Below are 18694 nucleotides of genomic sequence, written 5' to 3' on the forward strand. Positions count from 1 at the left end.
CGTCGGCCGATCGGGCGGCAGGCCGTGAGTCGCTAGCGCAGCCGCCGCAGTGTGAGGACGTTGTCCGGACGGGTCCCGGGAAGGCCGTCCGGGCCCGTCATCTCCTGTACGTGTTCCTCCGCGCGCAGCACCTCCCACGCGCCCTCCGCCGGCTCCAGCTGGGCGAGGACCTCCTCGGGGGTGGGGAACTCGATCCCCGGGTGGTGTGCGTCCGGGGCCCAGGACGGTCCGCCCGCGTGGCCGACCACCAGCAGGATTCCGCCGGGGGCCACGGCCGCGGCGGCGGTGCGCAGGATCCGGGCGCGGGGGAAGTCCCCGTAGGTGTGCAGGAAGCACGCGGAGACGAGGTCGAACTCCCCCTCGGGGAAGGACTCCGAGAAGTCGTGCCGCTGCCAGTCGATCCGGTCGCCGACCCCCGCCTCGGCGGCGTGCTCGGCCGCCCGGCCGAGGGCGACCTTCGAGATGTCGGTGCCGGTGACCCGCCAGCCCCGCCGGGCCAGCCAGACGGCGTCGGCGCCCTCCCCGGACCCGAGGTCCAGGGCCCGGCCGGGGGTGAGGTCCTCGGCCTCCCGGACCAGGAGCGCATTGGGCTTGCCGCTCCAGATGCGGGTGCTCTCGCTGTAGCGGCCGTCCCAGAACTCCGCGCCCCCGTCGGGCTCGGGTGTGGGGGCGGGGGCATGGACGTGGGCGTGAGCGGGGGCCGGGGCGTGCTCGTGCTGCTGCATGGGGGCCTTCTTCCTCTGCGGTCTGCGTCCCTCCGATGCTCCGCCTGCCCGGGACATCCGGCAAACCTTCTTGCCGATACGGCAAACTCGGCCGACGCGGCTACGCCGCCGGGGGCTCCGCGATCAGGGCCGTCGCCACCCTGCGGAAGCCGATGCGGGTGTAGATGCGGGCCACGTCCTCGTCGCCGGCCGAGAGGAAGACGGTGCGCGCTCCCTGCTCCAGGGCGCGGGCGACCAGGGCGGCGGTGACCCCGAGGGCCAGGCCCTGGCGGCGGGCCGACGGGAGGGTGCCGACGGCCACTACCTCCGCGACGTCCCCGACGGGGATGTACTGGCCCGAGCAGAGCACCACGCCGTCGCGTACGGCCGCCGCCATGGCGGTGCGGCCCGACGCGAGCATCCCGGACACCCGGTCGCGGCGCTCCTGCGCCGACGGGTCGGCCACCGCCGCCGCCAGCTCGCCCGGGCCGGCCTCGCCGACCGCCGTGCCGGGGACCCTGAAGGCCAGGGCCGGGACGGTCACCGCCGCCGTCAGCAGCGGGTCGTCCGCGTCGAGGAGGCGTACGCCGGGATGCGAGGGGAGTCGTACCGCCTCGGCGTCCAGGACCATCAGCGGGTGCGCGTGGACGTCCAGTCCGGCCGCCTCCACCGGGGCCCGCAGCGAGGGGCTGGTTTCGGCCACCCACTCGAAGGCCTCGGGGACCTTCAGCTCCCGCTGCCGCTCCAGAACCCGCTCCACGTCGGCCGGGGTGGCATCGGCCGCGCCGCCGAGCGCGGGCCGCGCGTAGTACTGCCAGCCCGCGCCCTCCTGGACGAACAGGGTCAGCGGGCCGAAGTCCTCGGCGCGGGCGCCGCCCACCCGGGGCACCGTGTCGTAGTACCGCTCCAGCGAGTCCAAGATCGTTGTCATCCGGACATCCAAGCAAAGCGGTGTCGCCACGGCACCCCGGTTTCAGGCGCCCGGTTTCAGGCGCCCTCCTTGAGGACCCGGGAGATCAGTGTCCGCTGCGCGTCCGAGAGGTTCGGGTCGTGACAGGACACCGTCCGCCCGTCCACCGTGATCTTGTACGAGAACCCGTCCCGCACGCCCGCCGGGGACTCCGGGGAATGGCCCGGCGGGCCCGGCCGGAGCGCCCGCCCGGCCAGCGCCCGCCATTCGTCCTCGTCCGGGCGGCCCGAGGTGTCCACCTCGGCCCGCCGTTCGATGCCCGCGAAGCCGCCCGTCCGCACCACCTGAATCCGCATGGCAGTCGTCCTACCCCACGATCGGTACGCCCACCACCGACCACGCCTTCTGCAGCGCCCGGTGCTCCGTGCCGCCGTCCCCGTACCGGGCCGCGGCCGCGGCGGTGGACAGCCGGGCGAAGTCCGTGAACTTGGCGTTCGAGGCCAGCTCCCCGCCCGTCAGGGTGTCGTACCAGATCTGCCCGGCCCGCTCCCAGGCCTTGCCGCCCAGTTCGGTGGCGGCGACGTAGAAGGCGTGGTTGGGGATGCCCGAGTTGATGTGCACCCCGCCGTTGTCGCGGTTGGTGGTCACGTAGTCGTCCATCGTGGCCGGCTGCGGGTCCTTGCCGAGCTCGTCGTCGTCGTACGCCGTCCCGGGGGCCTTCATCGAGCGCAGCGCGACCCCGGTGACGTTGGGCCCGAGCAGCCCGGCGCCGATCAGCCAGTCGGCGTCCTCGGCCGTCTGCTCCAGGGAGTACTGCTTGATCAGCGAGCCGAAGACGTCCGACATCGACTCGTTCAGGGCGCCGGACTGGCCGAGGTAGGCCAGGTTCGCCGTGTACTGGGTGACCCCGTGGGTCAGCTCGTGCCCGATGACGTCGATCGACACGGTGAAGTCGAGGAAGAGGTCCCCGTCCCCGTCGCCGAAGACCATCTGCTGCCCGTCCCAGAAGGCGTTGTTGTACTCCTCGCCGTAGTGGACGGTCGCGTCCAGCGCGAGCCCGGAGTCGTCGATCGAGCGCCGCCCGAAGCCCTTCAGGAACAGTTCGAACGTGGCCCCGAGCCCCGCGTACGCCCGGTTGATGGTGGCGTCCTTGTCCAGCGGGTCGCCCTCGCCGCGCACCTTCTTCCCGGGCAGCCGGGTGCGGTGCTGGGCGTCGTAGATCGTCCGGCTCGGTTCGTCGGAGACGGGCGCCCCGAGCGCGGGGGCGATCCCGCGGACGGCGGTGACCCGGCGGCGGGTGCGCAGCATGGAGTCGTGTTCGAGGGTGCGCTGGGCGAGGTCGGCGCGCCGGGAGTCCGCGGACAGGGAGGCCTTGTCGAGCAGGTGCGGCGGCACGACGGTGCAGAAGACGGGGTGACGGTGAGCGTGGGAGGCATTCATGTCCGGAAATGTGGCAGCGGGTCACTGCAGTGTCACTACCCGCGACCATGATTCATTCGCATGTCCGAAAGCCGTATCGCCGGGTTGACGGATCGAACCGACTCCGGTGGGAGAATGGAGGTCTAGGTCACATTCGGTACAAATCGGACTCTCGGGTCTTGCATACTGAAACACGTCCTCGCCTTACGGCGCGGCTCGGTTAGGCTCGGCCCATCATGCGTATCGGGCTGCTTCTCCTTAGCTGCCGCGGCGAGGGTCTGTAGTCGTAGGCCGACCCCCTCCCCGCGGAGTTTGGTGTTGCGGTTTTTACGACCGCCGTCGGCCGTCCCAGCGAACTACACGCGGACACGCGAGGAGCCCAACGCCATGAGCCAGCAGCCTTTTGTCGGTCGCCCCACGCCCATCACCAACGCGACCCACAGCCAGAAGTCCTCCGGGATGCCGATCCACAAGTACGGCCAGTACGAGCAGGTGGACATCTCCGACCGCACCTGGCCCGACGCCCGCGTCACCAAGGCTCCCCGCTGGCTCTCCACCGACCTGCGCGACGGCAACCAGTCGCTGATCGACCCGATGACCCCCGCACGCAAGCGCGAGATGTTCGACCTGCTGGTGCGCATGGGCTACAAGGAGATCGAGGTCGGCTTCCCGTCCTCCGGCGAGACCGACTTCGCCTTCGTGCGCTCCATCATCGAAGAGGGCGCGATCCCGGACGACGTCACCATCTCCGTACTGACCCAGGCCCGCGAGGACCTGATCGAGCGGACCGTCGAGTCGCTGGTCGGCGCCAAGCGCGCCACCGTGCACCTGTACAACGCGACCGCCCCGACCTTCCGCCGCGTGGTCTTCCGCGGCTCGAAGGAGCAGATCAAGCAGATCGCCGTCGACGGCACCCGCCTGGTCATGGAGTACGCCGAGAAGCTGCTGGGCCCCGAGACCACCTTCGGCTACCAGTACAGCCCGGAGATCTTCACCGACACCGAGCTGGACTTCGCCCTGGAGGTCTGCGAGGCCGTCTGCGACGTCTGGCAGCCGTCCGAGGGCCGCGAGATCATCCTGAACCTGCCCGCCACCGTGGAGCGCTCGACGCCGTCCACGCACGCGGACCGCTTCGAGTGGATGGCCCGCAACCTGACCCGCCGCGAGCACATCTGCATCTCCGTGCACCCCCACAACGACCGCGGCACCGCCGTCGCCGCCGCCGAGCTGGCCCTGATGGCCGGTGCCGACCGCATCGAGGGCTGCCTGTTCGGGCAGGGCGAGCGCACCGGCAACGTCGACCTGATCACGCTGGGCATGAACCTGTTCTCGCAGGGCATCGACCCGCAGATCGACTTCTCCCAGATCGACGAGATCCGCCGCACCAGCGAGTACTGCAACCAGATGGAGGTCCACCCGCGCCACCCCTACGCGGGCGACCTGGTCTACACCGCCTTCTCCGGCTCCCACCAGGACGCCATCAAGAAGGGCTTCGACGCCTTGGAGGCCGACGCGGCCGCCAAGGGCGTCACCGTCGACGACATCGAGTGGGCGGTCCCGTACCTGCCCATCGACCCGAAGGACGTCGGCCGCTCCTACGAGGCGGTCATCCGGGTCAACTCGCAGTCCGGCAAGGGCGGCATCGCGTACGTCCTGAAGAACGACCACAAGCTGGACCTGCCGCGCCGCATGCAGATCGAGTTCTCCCGGATCATCCAGGCCAAGACCGACGCCGAGGGCGGCGAGGTCACGCCGAAGGCGATCTGGGAGGTCTTCGCGGACGAGTACCTGCCCAACCCCGAGAACCCGTGGGGCCGCATCCAGCTGCGCTCCGGCCAGACCACCACCGACAAGGACGGCACGGACACGCTGACCGTCGAGGCGGTCGTGGACGGCGTGGACACCGTTCTGGACGGCACCGGCAACGGTCCGATCTCGGCCTTCTTCGACGCGCTGGCCGGCATCGGCGTCGACGCCCGCCTGCTGGACTACACCGAGCACACCATGAGCGAGGGTGCCTCCGCCGTGGCCGCCTCGTACATCGAGTGCGCGATCGACGGCCGGGTCCTGTGGGGCATCGGCATCGACGCCAACACCACCCGCGCCTCCCTGAAGGCGGTCATCTCCGCCGTCAACCGCGCGGGCCGCTGACCCACTCGTAGGTGAACACCTCGTAGGTGAACCCCGTCCCTCCTCCCGGAGGGGCGGGGTTCCGCCGTTCCCGGCCGGGGTGCGTCAGCAGGCCCAGCGCGCTCAGCGGGCCAGGTAGCCGCCGTCCACCGGAAGCACCACGCCCGTCACGAACGAAGCGGCGTCGGAGGCCAGGAAGGCGATGACCCGCGCCACCTCCTCCGGCTCGCCGAGCCGGCCCATCGGGTGCGCGGCGGACATCTCCGCCAGGTACTCGGGGCCGCCCGGCTCGTCGTCCAGGGCCAGCACCCGCTCCGTACGGATGGTGCCGGGGGCCACCGCGTTGACCCGGATCCCGCGCGCCGCCCACTCCACCGCGAGGTGCTTGGTCAGCCCCGACGCGACGAACTTCGCCGGGCCGTACGCGGCCTGCCGGGCCTGCCCGGCCACCCCCGAGATCGAGGACACGCAGACCAGCGCCCCGCCGGGCCGCTCCTGCGCGGTCATCGCCTCGATGGCGTACTTGCAGGTGAGGAACATGCCGCGGCCGTCGATCGCCATGACGTGGTCCCAGTCCTCCGGGCTGGTCTCCCGTACATCCGAAAGAGGGAGCACCCCGGCGTTCGCCACGGCGACGTCGAGGCGTCCGTAAGCCCCGACCGCGGCGGCGACCATCGCGAGGTTGGCCTCCGGATCGGACACGTCACCGGTCACCGTGGTGATGCCGAACCCCTCGGCGGCAAGCGATGTACGCAGGGACTCGACGCCGGGGCCATTGATGTCGGCCGCGGTGACCCGGGCCCCCGAGCGGGCCAGCAGCGCGGCGGTGGCCCGGCCGATCCCGCTCGCGGCGCCCGTCACCAGGCAGGACTTCTCGTTCATGGGGCAGACCTTAGGGCTCGGCGGTGGGGGGCACGGATCGGCCAAGTCCGGGCGGTGGGACATGTTGTCCTGTCACACGACTGACGCGGCCTCATCTATGTGGCTAACATCACGCCAACCCGGCGATGTTGCCGGAAGGTTACGGAGGTGCGACGTGCTGCCAGTTCGTGGTGGGGACGGCCGGAAGCTGACGGTCTGGGGCATCCGTACCACCTGGAGCACCGTGGGGGACGGGGAGTTCTTCTGCCCCTCCTGCGGTGGCGACCGCAACTACCGCAGGCGCACAGGGCGCCGCAGGTTCACCGTCCTCGGGGTGCCGCTGCTGCCGCGCGGGCACGCCGGGCCGATCGTCGAGTGCCAGGGCTGCCGCGACCGCTTCGACACCGAGGTCCTGGACCACCTCACCACCACCCGCTTCACGGCGATGCTGCGCGACGCCGTGCACACCGTGAGCCTCGCCGTGCTCGCGGCGGGCGGGACGGCCTCCCGCGGGGCGCTGGAGGCCGCGGTGGGCGCCGTACGGGCCGCCGGGTTCCCCGACTGCACCGAGGAGCAGCTGGAGGCCCTCGTGGCGGCGCTGACCGCGGACGAGGGCCGGCTCGGGCTGTACGACGTCCCCGAGTGCTGCGGGGCCGCACTGTCCATCGAGCTCCACGAGGCCCTGGAGCCGCTGGCACCGCACCTGGCGGGACCGGGGCGCGAGTCGATCCTGCTCCAGGGCGCCCGCATCGCACTCGCGGACGGCCCGTACACCCCGGCCGAGCGCGAGGTGCTCTCCACCGTCGGCGCGGCGCTGCGCATCGACGTGGACGAGGTGGGCCGGCTGCTGTCGGCGGTCCGGGCACCCTGACCGGCCTTGCCGGGGCGTCCCGGCGATGAACCGCGCACGTCGGCGACCCCCTGGGCGGTGAGGCCGACGGCCGGCGATGCGTGCCCCGCCATCGGATCGCTCACCGCGTGGAGCGATCCGGTAAGCGGCTAAACGGCGCGATGCAGGTGTTGGGCGCCCGCTGAGCGGACGCGATCCGTCCGAATCACGCCCCCAGGACGTAACGATCCGGCCTCGCAGGGCCGATTTCGGGTCCCGTGAACGTCATGTGAACGCCGGACGCGACTCCTCCACACACCGGGAGTCCACCAGTTGGACGGCCGGAGTCGTGCCTCCGATTGCGCGTCGCCGAGCGCTCCAGGAGCCGGTAACCGCACGTCAGGGCATGTGCCCTTCGCTGCCGCGCAGACGGAACGGTGCCCCTTGGAGGGCTCTGCGCATACCCCGCCGGAGGAACCCGCACCACTGTAGAAACCTACAGAGCAGCCTCGCAGGAGAGTCAACAATTTGTGTAAGTCGACGATATCTGTGAGGCCCCACACAGGCGTTCAATTCCGGTCACACGACGAGAAGGCGCCGCCAGCGCGGCGCGGCCTCGATGCACATCAACGTGAACGCACTGACAACCCCGGCGGATCAACGGGATAGCGACCCACTCCGGCCGGGGATAACCAGATCTCCTCTCAATTACCTACCTCATTGAAGGGCAAGGCAGAGATGGCACGTGTCGCCGCCCGGCTTTCCACCAGTGGAGAGCAGAGCACGCACCCGGTCGACGAGGTGCTCCCCCTCCCCAAGCTCGCGCTGTACGGCTTCCAGCACGTACTCGCGTTCTACGCCGGCGCGGTGATCGTCCCGATCATTGTCGGCAACGCGCTGAAGCTGAGCCCTCAAGAGCTCGTCTACCTGATCAACGCGGACCTGTTCACCTGCGGTATCGCCTCGATCATCCAGGCCTTCGGCATCGGCCGGATCGGCGCGCGACTGCCACTGATCCAGGGCGTGACCTTCACGGCCGTCTCCCCGATGATCGCCATCGGCCTCGGCGCGGGGGGTGGTACAGCGGCTCTGCTCGTCATCTACGGCGCGGTCATCACCGCGGGCATCGCGACCTTCGCCTTCGCCTGGCTGCCGGCCAAGGCCTTCAAGACGGTCATGCGGCTGTTCCCGCCGGTCGTCACCGGCACGGTGATCACCGTTCTGGGCATCGTTCTGATCCCCGTCGGCCTGAACGACGCGGCGGGCGGCCTCGGCAGCCCCGACTTCGGCGACCCGAAGAACTTCGCCTACGCCGGCGGCACGATGCTCTTCATCCTCGTCCTGATGAAGATCGGCCGGCCGTTCCTCTCCAGCATCTCGATCCTCCTCGGCCTGGTCGTCGGCACCGCCGTGGCCTTCCTCCTCGGGGACGCGAAGTTCGGCGACGTCAGCCAGTCCGACTGGATCGGTGTCACCACCCCCTTCCACTTCGGCATGCCGAAGTTCGAGTGGTTCCCGATCGTCCTGATGCTCATCGTCATGCTGATCACCATGGTCGAGACGACCGGCGACACCTACGCCGTCGGTGACATCGTCGGCAAGGAGGTCGACAGCGAGACCGTGGCCCGCGCCCTGCGTGCCGACGGTGCCGCGACCGCCCTCGGTGGTGTCCTCAACTCCTTCCCGTACGTCGCCTTCGCCGAGAACGTCGGCCTGGTGCGCATGACGAAGGTCAAGAGCCGGTTCGTGGTCGTCGCAGCCGGCGTGTTCATGATCATCCTGGGTCTGCTGCCCAAGGCCGCCGCCATCGTCGCCGCCGTCCCGCACGGCGTCCTCGGCGGCGCCGCGACCGTCATGTTCGGCATGGTCGCCCTGGCCGGTATCCAGACCCTGGCCAAGGTGGACCTCAAGGAGGAGAAGAACGCGCTGATCGTCGGCGTCTCCCTCGCCTTCGCGCTGCTCCCCGCGACCGTCCCGGTCTTCTTCAGCGACAAGTACATGGACGGGGACCTGTCCTCGCTCCTCAACAGTGGTGTCACCCTGGGTGCCACTGCGGCCATCGTCCTCAACCTGGTCTTCAACGGCATGGGCAAGGACGACGCCCACGACGCTCCGAAGGCCGAGCTGCCGCTCCAGCCGGTGGCCGCCCCGGCCGGAGCCGAGAAGGCCGCGGACGACGCCGAGAAGGTTTCGGCTGGCGCCGAGAAGGCCCCGGTAGGAGCCGAGAAGGCCCCGGCCGGCGCCGAGAAGGCGGACGAGACGGAGACGCCCGCCTCCTCCTGATCCTCCCAAGGGGTGCTGGCCCCTCGTCCGGACGCTCATCCGGACGAGGGGCCATCGCTGTGCCCGTACAGGTGACAATGGGCCCATGAGTCTGTTCCGCGACGACGGCATCGTGCTGCGCACCCAGAAGCTGGGTGAGGCGGACCGCATCATCACGCTGCTCACCCGGGGCCACGGCAAGGTCCGGGCGGTCGCCCGCGGGGTACGGCGTACGAAGTCCAAGTTCGGGGCCCGGCTGGAACCTTTCTCCCACGCCGACGTGCAGTTCTTCGCGCGCGGCAACGAGCTGATCGGCCGCAGCCTCCCGCTCTGCACCCAGACCGAGATCATCGCCCCGTACGGCAACGGCATCGTCACCGACTACGCCCGTTACACCGCCGGTACCGCGATGCTGGAGACCGCCGAGCGCTTCGCCGAGAACGAGGGCGAGCCCGCCGTCCAGCAGTACCTGCTGCTCGTCGGAGCCCTGCGCACCCTCTCGCGCGGCGAACACGAACCGCATCTCATCCTCGACGCCTTCCTGCTGCGCTCCCTCGCCGTCAACGGCTACGCGCCAAGCTTCCAGGACTGCGCGAAGTGCGGGATCCACGGCCCCAACCGGCACTTCTCCGTCGCCGCGGGCGGGGTGATATGCGGGGACTGCCGGGTGCCCGGCAGCGTCGTACCCTCGTCGGAGGCCATCGCCCTGCTCAGCGCGCTGCTGACGGGCGACTGGGGGTATGCCGACGCCTGCGAGGCGAGGCATGTCCGGGAGGGCAGCGGGCTGGTCTCGGCCTATTTGCACTGGCATCTGGAGCGCGGGCTACGCTCCCTGCGATACGTCGAGAAATAGGAGCTGGGCACATGGCACGACGCGGGATTCTGGGACGCTCTCGCCGCGAGTACAAGGTTCCCGAGCCGCACCCGTCCGGTGCGCGCCCCCCGAAGATCCCCGGCGAACTGGTCCCGAACCACGTCGCGATCGTCATGGACGGCAACGGCCGCTGGGCCAAGGAGCGCGGTCTGCCGCGTACCGAGGGCCACAAGGTCGGCGAGGGCGTCGTGCTCGACGTGCTCAAGGGCTGCCTGGAGATGGGCGTCAAGAACCTCTCCCTCTACGCCTTCTCGACGGAGAACTGGAAGCGCTCGCCCGACGAAGTCCGCTTCCTGATGAACTTCAACCGCGACGTCATCCGCCGCCGCCGCGACGAGATGAACGAGCTGGGCATCCGCATCCGCTGGGTCGGCCGCATGCCGAAGATGTGGAAGTCGGTCGTCCAGGAGCTCCAGATCGCCCAGGAGCAGACCGTCGACAACGACGCGATGACCCTGTACTTCTGCGTGAACTACGGCGGCCGCGCGGAGATCGCGGACGCGGCGCAGGCCATCGCCCGCGACGTCGCGGCCGGGAAGCTGGACCCGTCGAAGGTGAACGAGAAGACCTTCGCGAAGTACATCTACTACCCGGACATGCCGGACGTGGACCTCTTCCTGCGGCCCAGCGGCGAGCAGCGCACCTCCAACTACCTGCTCTGGCAGAGCGCCTACGCCGAGATGGTCTTCCAGGACGTGCTGTGGCCCGACTTCGACCGCCGCAACCTCTGGGCGGCCTGCCTGGAGTACGCCCAGCGCGACCGCCGTTTCGGCGGCGCCGTCCCGAACCAGCCCGAGGGCCCCGGCGCGGCGGGCTGACCCCCCTCCCTTAGGATCCCCGCTCATGGACGACATGGGTGGGGATCAGCTGTACCGGATACACGAGCCGGCAGCGGGTGGACAGGCGGTCGAGCTCCACTACACGCCGACGACGGCGGACATGGCCGAGGCGCTGCGCGCCCGCAACAAGACCCGGGCCGGGCGCCGTCAGCGTCGGCCGTGGATCTACACGGGCCTGCTGGGCCCCGTGCCGGCCGCGGCGATGATCGTGCAGGACGGCGAGGTGGCCCCCGTGACGGTGGGGCTGCTCACGGTCATCGTGTTCAGCTGGGTGTTCGTGTTCTCCGGCCACCGGATCATGGCCCGGGCCTACCGGGGGGTGCTGGAGGCGGCGGGCGACTGCAGGGCGGTCGTCGACGGAGACGGGGTGGCCGTCACCGGGTCACGGTCCTCCAGCCACCACCAGTGGGCCGCTCTGGCCCACTACGCCGAGACGCCGGACCACTTCGCGGTGTTCTCCGGGGACAAGCAGGCGATCATGGTGATGGTGCTGCCCAAGCGCGGCCTCGCGGCCCCCGAGGACGCGGACCGGCTGCGGGCGATCCTGGACGGGAACCTGACGCGGGTCTAGGACGCCGCGGCGGCGCAGTCCGCGCAGGTGCCGAAGATCTCCACCGTGTGGGCCACGTTCACGTAGCCGTGCTCGGCCGCGATGGACTCCGCCCACTTCTCCACCGCCGGGCCCTCCACCTCGACCGCCTTGCCGCACTTGCGGCAGACCAGGTGGTGGTGGTGTTCCCCGGTCGAGCAGCGGCGGTAGACGGACTCGCCGTCGCTGGTGCGCAGGACGTCGACCTCACCGGCGTCCGCGAGCGACTGGAGAGTGCGGTACACGGTGGTCAGGCCCACGGAGTCGCCACGGTGCTTGAGCATGTCGTGGAGTTCCTGGGCGCTGCGGAACTCGTCCACCTCGTCCAGCGCGGCCGCCACTGCGGCTCGCTGCCGGGTGGATCGTCCTCGTACTGGCGCGTTCATCTCGCCAGGCGCAGTCGCCACCGGTTCCTCCTCGTATAGGCCTCCGGTCATTGTGCCAGGCGACGGCAGGCCCTAGACCTTCACGTCGTCCCGGGTGCACACCTCTTCGGCGGCGCGGGCCGCTCTGGCACGCCGCCGCGCCAGCGGCGTGGACACGGCGGTCATCACCATGAAGACGGCGATGGCGAGCAGCACGATGGTCGCACCGGAGGGCGCGTTGACGTAGTACGTGGTCACCGTCCCGGTCAGGGAGACCAGCAGGGCGATCACCATGGACAGCGACAGGGTCGCGGCGAACCCGCGGGTGACGCGCTGGGCGGCCGCCACCGGGATCACCATCAGGGCGCTGACCAGCAGCAGGCCCACGATGCGCATGGCGACGGTGACGGTGACCGCGGCGGTCACGGCGATCAGCAGGTTGAGCGCGCGCACCGGCAGGCCGGTGACCCGGGCGAACTCCTCGTCCTGGCAGACGGCGAAGAGCTGCCTGCGCAGCCCGAGGGTGACGGCGAGGACGAACGCCGCGAGGACCACCACGGCGATGACGTCCTCGGGCAGGACGGTGGTGATCGAGCCGAACATGGCGCTGAGGAGATTGCTCGTGGAACCGCCTCCCACGCTGATGATCATGACGCCGCCGGCGAGGCCGCCGTAGAACAGCATGGCGAGCGCGACGTCGCCGCTGGTCTTGCCGCGGGAGCGGATGTACTCCATGACGGTCGCGCCGAGGACGGCGACCAGGGTGGCCATCCAGACCGGGCTGGTGTTGAGCACGAAGCCCAGCGCGACGCCGGTCATGGCGACGTGGCCGAGACCGTCGCCCATGACCGCCTGGCGGCGCTGGACGAGATAGGTGCCGATCGCGGGCGCGGTGATGCCCACCAGGGCGGCGGCGATCAGCGCGCGCACCATGAGGGGGGAGTCGAGGATGTCCATCAGCTCAGCAGTCCCGTCCGCAGGGGCTCGGCGTCGTGCGCCGCGTGGGGGTGTACGTGGTCGTGGCCGGGCAGCGCGTGCTGGCCGACGGCCTCCGGGGGCGGGCCGTCGTGGACGACGCAGCCGTCGCGCAGGACGACGGCGCGGTCGATCTGCGGCTCCAGCGGGCCCAGCTCGTGCAGGACGAGGAGGACGGTGGTGCCGGCGGCGACCTGCTCGCGCACGGCGCTCGCGAGGACCTCCTGGTTGGCGAGGTCGATGCCGGCCATCGGCTCGTCCATGATCAGCAGTTCGGGCTCCACGGAGAGGGCCCGGGCTATGAGTACGCGCTGGTGCTGGCCGCCGGAGAGGGCGTCGACGGAGGCGTCGGCGTACGACTCCATGTCGACGAGGGCGAGGGCCCGCTCCACGGCGGCCTTGTCGGCCCTGCGCAGGAATCCGAAGCGGGAGCGGGCGAGCCGGCCGGCGGAGACGACCTCGCGGACGGTGGCAGGGACTCCGCTGGCGGCGGTGGTGCGCTGCGGGACGTACCCGATGCGCGACCAGTCGCGGAAGCGCTTGAAGTCGGTGCCGAAGAGGGAGAGGGAGCCGTCGGTGAGCGGGACCTGGCCGACCACGGCGCGGACGGCCGTGGACTTGCCGGAGCCGTTGGCTCCGAGCAGCGCGACGACCTCACCGCGGTGGACGGTGAGGTCGATCCCGCGCAGCACGGGGCGCGAGCCGAGCGAGGCCGTGGCCCCGCGCAGGGATATGACGGGCTGGTCGTCGTCCCGTCGGGGCGTGGACTGCATGGCTCGCGCCTCCGTTGCTGCTGTCATTACTTGGCTCCGAGCGCCTTCTGGAGGTTCTTCAGGTTGGACCGCATGACCTCGAAGTAGTCAGCGCCCTGGGACTTGTCGGTGATTCCCTCGAGCGGGTCGAGGACATCGGTCTTGAGGCCGGTGTCCCCCGCGAGGCTCTTCGCGGTCTTGTCGCTGGCCAGGGTCTCGAAGAACACCGTGGAGACATTGTCCTTCTTCGCGACCGCCTGGAGCTCCTTCATCCGGGCCGGGCTGGGCTCGGACTGCGGGTCGACCCCGGAGATCGACTCCTGGTCCAGGCCGTAGCGCTCGGCGAGGTAGCCGAAGGCGGAGTGGGTGGTGATGAAGGTCTTGGTGGCCGTGTTCTTCAGGCCGTCCTTGAACTCGGTGTCCAGCGCGCCCAGTTTGCCGACCAGCTCGGCGGTGTTCTTGTCGTAGTCCGCCGCGTGGTCCGGGTCGGCCTTCTTCAGGGCCGCGCCGACGCCCTGGGCGATCTCCGCGTACTTGGTGGGGTCGAGCCAGACGTGCGGGTCCTCGCCGGCCTCGCCGTGGGCGTGGCCGTCCCCTTCTTGTTCGTGGGCGTGCTCGTCGCCGTCGGTGTGCTCGTGGCCGGCCTCGCCGTGGCCGGGCTCGCTGCCGTGGGCCTCCAGCTTGGTGAGGGCGGCGGCGTCGACGATGTTCTTGACGCCGGACTGGGCGACGGCCTTGTCGACGGCGGGCTGAAGGGTCTTGAGGTAGAGGATCACGTCGGCTTCGCCGAGCTTCGTGGCCTGCTTCGGCGTGATCTCCAGGTCGTGCGGTTCGACGCCCGGCTTGGTCAGGATGTCGACCTTCACGTGGTCCTTGCCGATCTGCTCGGCGAGGAACTGCATCGGGTAGAACGACGCCGTCACGTCGAGCTTGCCGTCCTTGCCGCCATCGGCGGCCGTGGCGCCGGAGCAGGCGGTGAGGGCCGTGGCACCGAGGGCGACGGCGGCGGCGAGGGCGGCGGTGGGTATGAGGCGTCGTACGTTCATGACATCCATTTTCATCAAAGATGGAAACGATTGTCAAAAACGCTGGTGAGGGGCCCGCGGAGGGGGCGTGGAAGGGGGGTCCCGATTTGAAAGGGGAGGTGCGGGCGCCGGTAACCTAAAGACTTCGCCGTTCGTCCTCGTAATGAAGAGAGCACCGTGGCCGCCGACAAGATCGACACCATCGTCAGCCTGAGCAAGCGCCGTGGCTTCGTTTTCCCGTGCAGTGAGATCTACGGCGGCTCCAAGGCCGCCTGGGATTACGGCCCGCTGGGTGTCGAGCTCAAGGAGAACATCAAGCGCCAGTGGTGGAAGGCGATGGTCACCGGGCGTGAGGACATCGTCGGTATCGACTCGTCCGTGATCCTGGCCCCCGAGGTCTGGGTGGCCTCCGGTCACGTCGCGACCTTCTCGGACCCGCTGACCGAGTGCACCGCCTGTCACAAGCGGCACCGCGCGGACCACCTGGAAGAGGCGTACGAGGCCAAGCACGGCCGCCTGCCCGCCAACGGCCTCGCCGACGTCAACTGTCCCCACTGCGGCGTGAAGGGTCAGTTCACCGAGCCCAAGCAGTTCTCCGGCATGCTGGAGACCCACCTCGGCCCGACCCAGGACACCGGCTCCAAGGCGTACCTGCGCCCCGAGACCGCCCAGGGCATCTTCACCAACTTCGCCACCGTGCAGACCACCTCGCGCAAGAAGCCCCCGTTCGGCATCGCGCAGATGGGCAAGTCCTTCCGCAACGAGATCACCCCCGGCAACTTCATCTTCCGCACGCGCGAGTTCGAGCAGATGGAGATGGAGTTCTTCGTCAAGCCGGGCGAGGACGAGCAGTGGCAGGAGTACTGGATGGCCGAGCGGTGGAACTGGTACCGCGACCTCGGCATCCGCGAGGAGAACATCCGCTGGTACGACCACCCGAAGGAGAAGCTGTCCCACTACTCGAAGCGCACCGCCGACATCGAGTACCGCTTCAACTTCGGTGGCAACGAGTTCTCCGAGCTCGAAGGCGTCGCCAACCGCACGGACTTCGACCTCAAGGCCCACTCCGCCGCCTCGGGCGCGAACCTGATCTACCACGACCAGGAGTCGGGCGAGCGCTACACCCCGTACGTCATCGAGCCGGCGGCCGGTGTCAACCGCGCCATGCTCGCCTTCATGCTCGACGCGTACAACGAGGACGAGGCCCCGAACGCCAAGGGCGTCATGGAGAAGCGCACCGTGATGCGCCTCGACCCGCGCCTGGCCCCGGTCAAGGTCGCCGTCCTGCCGCTGTCCCGCAACGCGCAGCTGTCGCCGAAGGCCAAGGGCCTCGCCGCCGACCTGCGCAAGAACTGGAACATCGACTTCGACGACGCGGGCGCCATCGGCCGCCGCTACCGCCGCCAGGACGAGATCGGTACGCCGTTCTGCGTCACCGTCGACTTCGACACCCTGGACGACAACGCGGTGACCGTGCGCGAGCGCGACACCATGAAGCAGGAGCGCGTCTCCCTGGACCAGATCCAGACCTACCTCGGCAGCCGCCTCCTCGGCTGCTAGGTCCGGCACGGTTGGAAGGACCGGTGGCCCGGTGCGCATGTCGCGCACCGGGCCACCGGTCTTTCCCGTGCTTCAGGCCGTCGCACGGCCCTCGGCGGCAGCCGCCTCGGTCGCCTCGGCCTCGGCCGCGCGGCGCTCGCCCTCGGCCTGGGACCGCTTTCCGTAGAGGGCGGTCCAGACGCCCAGGGCGCCCAGCACCGCGTAGAGCAGGACGGGGCTGAGGACCACCATGGTCTTGGTGTCCAGGACGTACGCCAGCACGATCCGGACCAGCCCCTCGATCACGTAGGCCACGCCCCAGACCAGGGTCATGGTGCGCAGGGTGGTGCGGAAACCCTCGTACTGCCACAGGCCGTTCCACCAGGCGGTGCTCTCCGGGGTGCCGTCGGTGGCGAACTTGCGGCCGAAGTAGAACATCAGCGGGCGCGGTGCGAACAGGGTGGCCAGGCAGAGCAACCCGAACAGCCCGGTGATGCCCGAGTCCTTGATCAGCAGACTCCTGGCCGAGTGGTCGCCGGCGAGCGAGACGACGGCCGTGATCGCGATGAACACCAGGGTGACGACGGCGAATTCGTCGAGCTTGCGCCGCCAGGCCAGGCTGATGACGCTGTCGAGCACCGGCCAGGCGCTGCTGAGGAGCAGCGCCGAGAACTCGCTCCACCCGTGGTCGTCGACGAGCGTGCGGTAGGTGATGATCGGCGCGACCACATTGAGCCCGATGGTCAGGATCCAGCCAAGGGCGGTCGCGGTCCCGGAGCGGGCGGGAGGTTCGGGTCGTGCTTCTTGGACTGACATGGTTCCCCCTGGACGTGCCTGATGCGTGCGGTAGGGGGACCGTAAGGACACCGTGTGGCGTGTACAAGCCAAACGCGCCGAGGGAGCGACGGGTCAGGCGCGCAGACCCCGGATGACCAGGGCGGTGACCGCCTCGAACTCGGCGATGATCGTGGGCGAGTGCCAGTCGGCCGCGTACTGCGGGTCGTGGAAGCGCCCGGTGGCGTAGAAGACCGCGCGGGCCGCCGCGGGCACGTCGTCCGCGGCGAGCGTGCCCGCCGCCACGCCCTCGGCGATGATCCGGGCCAGCTGGTCGATCAGCTCGTGCAGGTGCGAGTCGACCACACCGCTGTTCTCGGCGAGCAGCACCGTGTAGGTGGCGAACAGCTCGGGATCGTCGCCCGACTTGTGGCGCTTGGCCGCGAAGAGCGCCTCCAGCCAGGCCTCCAGCTTGGAGGGTGCGCTCTCGGCGGGCGCCGAGGCGATCTCCTCCAGCATGACCACGCTCTTGGCGAGCCAGCGGTCCGTGACCGCCTCGCGCAGCGCCGCCTTCGAAGGGAAGTGCCGGTACACGCTGCCGTGGCTGACGCCCAGGGCACGGGCCACGTCCACCACGGTCGCCTTGGCCGGGCCGAAGCGACGCAGCACGTCCTCGGTGGTTTCGAGGATGCGCTCGGGGGTCAGGGGCTCGGTCGCGGCGGGGGACATGGGTACGACCGTACCGCCAGCTCAGCGCTCGCTGTCCAGGTGGGCCATCTGCGCCGCCGGATAACGCTCCCCTGCCGCGGCGCCGACGGGCACGGCCTCCTCGATGGCGGCCAGGTCTCCGGCGCCGAGGGATATCTCCAGGGCGCCCAGTGCCTCGTCCAGCCGATCCCGGCGCCGGGCGCCGACCAGCGGCACGATGTCGACGCCCTGCCGCGGGCCCTGGGCGAGCACCCAGGCGATGGCGGCCTGGGCGACGGTGACCCCCTTGCCCTCGGCGACCTTGCGCAGCGCGTCGACCAGATCGAGGTTCCGGTCGAGGTTGTCCCCCTGGAAGCGGGGGCTCATGCCGCGGAAGTCGCCGGGGCCCAGCGCGCGGTCCCGGGTGAAGTGGCCGCTGATCAGGCCGCGGGAGAGCACTCCGTACGCGGTCACGCCTATGCCGAGCTCGCGCGCGGTCGGCAGGATCTCGGCCTCGATGCCGCGGGAGATCAGCGAGTACTCGATCTGCAGATCGGAGATCGGGGCCACGGCGGCGGCCCGGCGCAGGGTGTCCGAGCCGACCTCGGAGAGCCCGATGTGGCGCACGTGTCCGGCCTCGACCGCCTCGGCGATGGCCCCGACGGTCTCCTCGATCGGCACGGCCGGGTCCACGCGGGCGATCCGGTAGATGTCGATGTGGTCCCGGCCGAGCCGCTGGAGGGAGTAGGCAAGGAAGTTCTTCACGGCCTCGGGCCGGCCGTCGTAGCCGGTGAAGCCGCCCTCGACCGTGCGCAGGGCGCCGAACTTGACGCTGGTCAGCGCCCTCTCGCGGGCCGCGGCGGGCGCGGTGCGCAGGGCCTCGTTGATCAGCAGTTCGTTGTGCCCCATGCCGTAGAAGTCGCCGGTGTCGAGCAAGGTGACGCCCGCGTCCAGGGCGGCGTGGATCGTCGCGATGGACTCGGCGCGGTCGGCCGTCCCGTAGAGGGCGGACATCCCCATGCAGCCCAGCCCCAGCGGGAAGACGGTGGGGCCGGTGCTGCCGAGGGTGCGGTGGGTGCCGGTAGTGGTCGTGATGGTGCTCTCGTTCGTCGTCATGGAACGAGAATGGCATGACGAGTGACAGATTTCAATATCTGTCA

General features: G+C 70.2%; 19 protein-coding genes. 7 read left to right on the forward strand and 12 right to left on the reverse strand.

What is annotated here, in order from left to right; translation table 11 throughout:
* Positions 1–32: 32 nt before the first annotated feature.
* The 4 genes from OG625_RS26150 to OG625_RS26165 all read right to left on the reverse strand — a co-directional run bounded on the left by OG625_RS26150 (position 33) and on the right by OG625_RS26165 (position 3054).
* On the reverse strand, positions 33–725 hold the full coding sequence (locus tag OG625_RS26150) for an SAM-dependent methyltransferase (protein WP_329385789.1): 693 nt from the start codon (positions 723–725) through the stop codon (positions 33–35).
* Between the two features lie 100 nt (positions 726–825).
* A complete protein-coding gene (locus tag OG625_RS26155; protein ID WP_329385792.1) occupies positions 826–1635 on the reverse strand; it encodes a GNAT family N-acetyltransferase in 810 nt (269 codons plus the stop codon).
* Positions 1636–1691: 56 nt separating this feature from the next.
* The gene (locus OG625_RS26160; protein WP_329385795.1) at positions 1692–1970 is read right to left on the reverse strand and encodes a protealysin inhibitor emfourin; all 279 of its coding nucleotides are present in this window, start codon (positions 1968–1970) and stop codon (positions 1692–1694) included.
* A 10-nt stretch (positions 1971–1980) separates the two neighbouring features.
* Positions 1981–3054: a M4 family metallopeptidase gene (locus tag OG625_RS26165; RefSeq protein ID WP_329385798.1), complete on the reverse strand. Its 1074-nt coding sequence runs from the start codon at positions 3052–3054 to the stop codon at positions 1981–1983.
* Positions 3055–3420: 366 nt separating this feature from the next.
* On the opposite strand from OG625_RS26165, the gene leuA reads away from it, so the two are divergent.
* Positions 3421–5184 (forward strand): 2-isopropylmalate synthase, encoded by a 1764-nt coding sequence (leuA, locus tag OG625_RS26170; protein WP_329385801.1) that lies wholly within the window; start codon positions 3421–3423, stop codon positions 5182–5184.
* 102 nt (positions 5185–5286) lie between these two features.
* Here the strand turns inward: leuA and OG625_RS26175 are convergent, their stop codons facing one another.
* Positions 5287–6045: an SDR family NAD(P)-dependent oxidoreductase gene (locus tag OG625_RS26175; protein ID WP_329385804.1), complete on the reverse strand. Its 759-nt coding sequence runs from the start codon at positions 6043–6045 to the stop codon at positions 5287–5289.
* Between the two features lie 154 nt (positions 6046–6199).
* Between OG625_RS26175 and OG625_RS26180 the strand changes: the two genes are divergently transcribed.
* The 5 genes from OG625_RS26180 to OG625_RS26200 all read left to right on the forward strand — a co-directional run bounded on the left by OG625_RS26180 (position 6200) and on the right by OG625_RS26200 (position 11399).
* A complete protein-coding gene (locus tag OG625_RS26180; protein WP_329385806.1) occupies positions 6200–6895 on the forward strand; it encodes a TerB family tellurite resistance protein in 696 nt (231 codons plus the stop codon).
* A 696-nt stretch (positions 6896–7591) separates the two neighbouring features.
* Entirely contained in the window at positions 7592–9136 is a 1545-nt protein-coding gene (locus OG625_RS26185) for a nucleobase:cation symporter-2 family protein (protein WP_329385810.1), read from the forward strand.
* A gap of 85 nt (positions 9137–9221) precedes the next feature.
* Positions 9222–9968: a DNA repair protein RecO gene (gene recO, locus OG625_RS26190; RefSeq protein ID WP_329385813.1), complete on the forward strand. Its 747-nt coding sequence runs from the start codon at positions 9222–9224 to the stop codon at positions 9966–9968.
* A gap of 11 nt (positions 9969–9979) precedes the next feature.
* Positions 9980–10807, forward strand: coding sequence for an isoprenyl transferase (locus tag OG625_RS26195; protein ID WP_329385817.1), 828 nt, complete (start codon positions 9980–9982; stop codon positions 10805–10807).
* A 25-nt stretch (positions 10808–10832) separates the two neighbouring features.
* Positions 10833–11399: a YcxB family protein gene (locus OG625_RS26200; RefSeq protein WP_329385819.1), complete on the forward strand. Its 567-nt coding sequence runs from the start codon at positions 10833–10835 to the stop codon at positions 11397–11399.
* Here OG625_RS26200 and OG625_RS26205 read toward each other — a convergent pair.
* Genes OG625_RS26205 through OG625_RS26220 form a run of 4 tightly spaced genes read right to left on the reverse strand, consistent with a single transcriptional unit; the run spans position 11396 to position 14555 of the window.
* Entirely contained in the window at positions 11396–11824 is a 429-nt protein-coding gene (locus tag OG625_RS26205; protein WP_329385822.1) for a Fur family transcriptional regulator, read from the reverse strand. The two genes, OG625_RS26200 and OG625_RS26205, sit on opposite strands and share 4 nt — an antisense overlap.
* A 51-nt stretch (positions 11825–11875) precedes the next feature.
* On the reverse strand, positions 11876–12739 hold the full coding sequence (locus OG625_RS26210; RefSeq protein WP_329385825.1) for a metal ABC transporter permease: 864 nt from the start codon (positions 12737–12739) through the stop codon (positions 11876–11878).
* A complete protein-coding gene (locus OG625_RS26215) occupies positions 12739–13557 on the reverse strand; it encodes a metal ABC transporter ATP-binding protein (protein WP_443067775.1) in 819 nt (272 codons plus the stop codon). The genes OG625_RS26210 and OG625_RS26215 overlap by 1 nt, the downstream gene beginning before the upstream one ends.
* On the reverse strand, positions 13557–14555 hold the full coding sequence (locus OG625_RS26220; RefSeq protein ID WP_329385828.1) for a metal ABC transporter substrate-binding protein: 999 nt from the start codon (positions 14553–14555) through the stop codon (positions 13557–13559). The genes OG625_RS26215 and OG625_RS26220 overlap by 1 nt, the downstream gene beginning before the upstream one ends.
* 156 nt (positions 14556–14711) lie before the next feature.
* On the opposite strand from OG625_RS26220, the gene OG625_RS26225 reads away from it, so the two are divergent.
* Entirely contained in the window at positions 14712–16094 is a 1383-nt protein-coding gene (locus OG625_RS26225; RefSeq protein WP_329385831.1) for a glycine--tRNA ligase, read from the forward strand.
* A 72-nt stretch (positions 16095–16166) separates the two neighbouring features.
* Here OG625_RS26225 and OG625_RS26230 read toward each other — a convergent pair whose 3' ends face one another.
* The 3 genes from OG625_RS26230 to OG625_RS26240 form a co-directional block, all read right to left on the reverse strand.
* Positions 16167–16889, reverse strand: a complete 723-nt coding sequence (locus OG625_RS26230; protein ID WP_329385834.1) for a VC0807 family protein — start codon at positions 16887–16889, stop codon at positions 16167–16169.
* Positions 16890–16982: 93 nt separating this feature from the next.
* On the reverse strand, positions 16983–17576 hold the full coding sequence (locus OG625_RS26235) for a TetR family transcriptional regulator (protein ID WP_329385837.1): 594 nt from the start codon (positions 17574–17576) through the stop codon (positions 16983–16985).
* A gap of 21 nt (positions 17577–17597) precedes the next feature.
* Positions 17598–18650 (reverse strand): aldo/keto reductase, encoded by a 1053-nt coding sequence (locus tag OG625_RS26240; protein ID WP_329385839.1) that lies wholly within the window; start codon positions 18648–18650, stop codon positions 17598–17600.
* Positions 18651–18694 lie beyond the last annotated feature (44 nt).

Source organism: Streptomyces sp. NBC_01351 (assembly GCF_036237315.1).
In the GTDB taxonomy this organism is placed as follows: Bacteria; Actinomycetota; Actinomycetes; order Streptomycetales; family Streptomycetaceae; genus Streptomyces.

Coding starts and splice junctions, on each gene's coding strand:
- OG625_RS26160 (WP_329385795.1), bottom strand. CDS start 1,970: ATGCGGATTCAGGTGGTGCGGACGGGCGGCTTCGCGGGCATCGAACGG.
- OG625_RS26210 (WP_329385825.1), bottom strand. CDS start 12,739: ATGGACATCCTCGACTCCCCCCTCATGGTGCGCGCGCTGATCGCCGCC.
- OG625_RS26240 (WP_329385839.1), bottom strand. CDS start 18,650: ATGACGACGAACGAGAGCACCATCACGACCACTACCGGCACCCACCGC.
- recO (WP_329385813.1), top strand. CDS start 9,222: ATGAGTCTGTTCCGCGACGACGGCATCGTGCTGCGCACCCAGAAGCTG.
- OG625_RS26185 (WP_329385810.1), top strand. CDS start 7,592: ATGGCACGTGTCGCCGCCCGGCTTTCCACCAGTGGAGAGCAGAGCACG.
- OG625_RS26150 (WP_329385789.1), bottom strand. CDS start 725: ATGCAGCAGCACGAGCACGCCCCGGCCCCCGCTCACGCCCACGTCCAT.
- OG625_RS26165 (WP_329385798.1), bottom strand. CDS start 3,054: ATGAATGCCTCCCACGCTCACCGTCACCCCGTCTTCTGCACCGTCGTG.
- OG625_RS26215 (WP_443067775.1), bottom strand. CDS start 13,557: ATGACAGCAGCAACGGAGGCGCGAGCCATGCAGTCCACGCCCCGACGG.
- OG625_RS26200 (WP_329385819.1), top strand. CDS start 10,833: ATGGACGACATGGGTGGGGATCAGCTGTACCGGATACACGAGCCGGCA.
- OG625_RS26220 (WP_329385828.1), bottom strand. CDS start 14,555: ATGAACGTACGACGCCTCATACCCACCGCCGCCCTCGCCGCCGCCGTC.
- OG625_RS26195 (WP_329385817.1), top strand. CDS start 9,980: ATGGCACGACGCGGGATTCTGGGACGCTCTCGCCGCGAGTACAAGGTT.
- OG625_RS26230 (WP_329385834.1), bottom strand. CDS start 16,889: ATGTCAGTCCAAGAAGCACGACCCGAACCTCCCGCCCGCTCCGGGACC.
- OG625_RS26235 (WP_329385837.1), bottom strand. CDS start 17,576: ATGTCCCCCGCCGCGACCGAGCCCCTGACCCCCGAGCGCATCCTCGAA.
- OG625_RS26155 (WP_329385792.1), bottom strand. CDS start 1,635: ATGACAACGATCTTGGACTCGCTGGAGCGGTACTACGACACGGTGCCC.
- OG625_RS26175 (WP_329385804.1), bottom strand. CDS start 6,045: ATGAACGAGAAGTCCTGCCTGGTGACGGGCGCCGCGAGCGGGATCGGC.
- leuA (WP_329385801.1), top strand. CDS start 3,421: ATGAGCCAGCAGCCTTTTGTCGGTCGCCCCACGCCCATCACCAACGCG.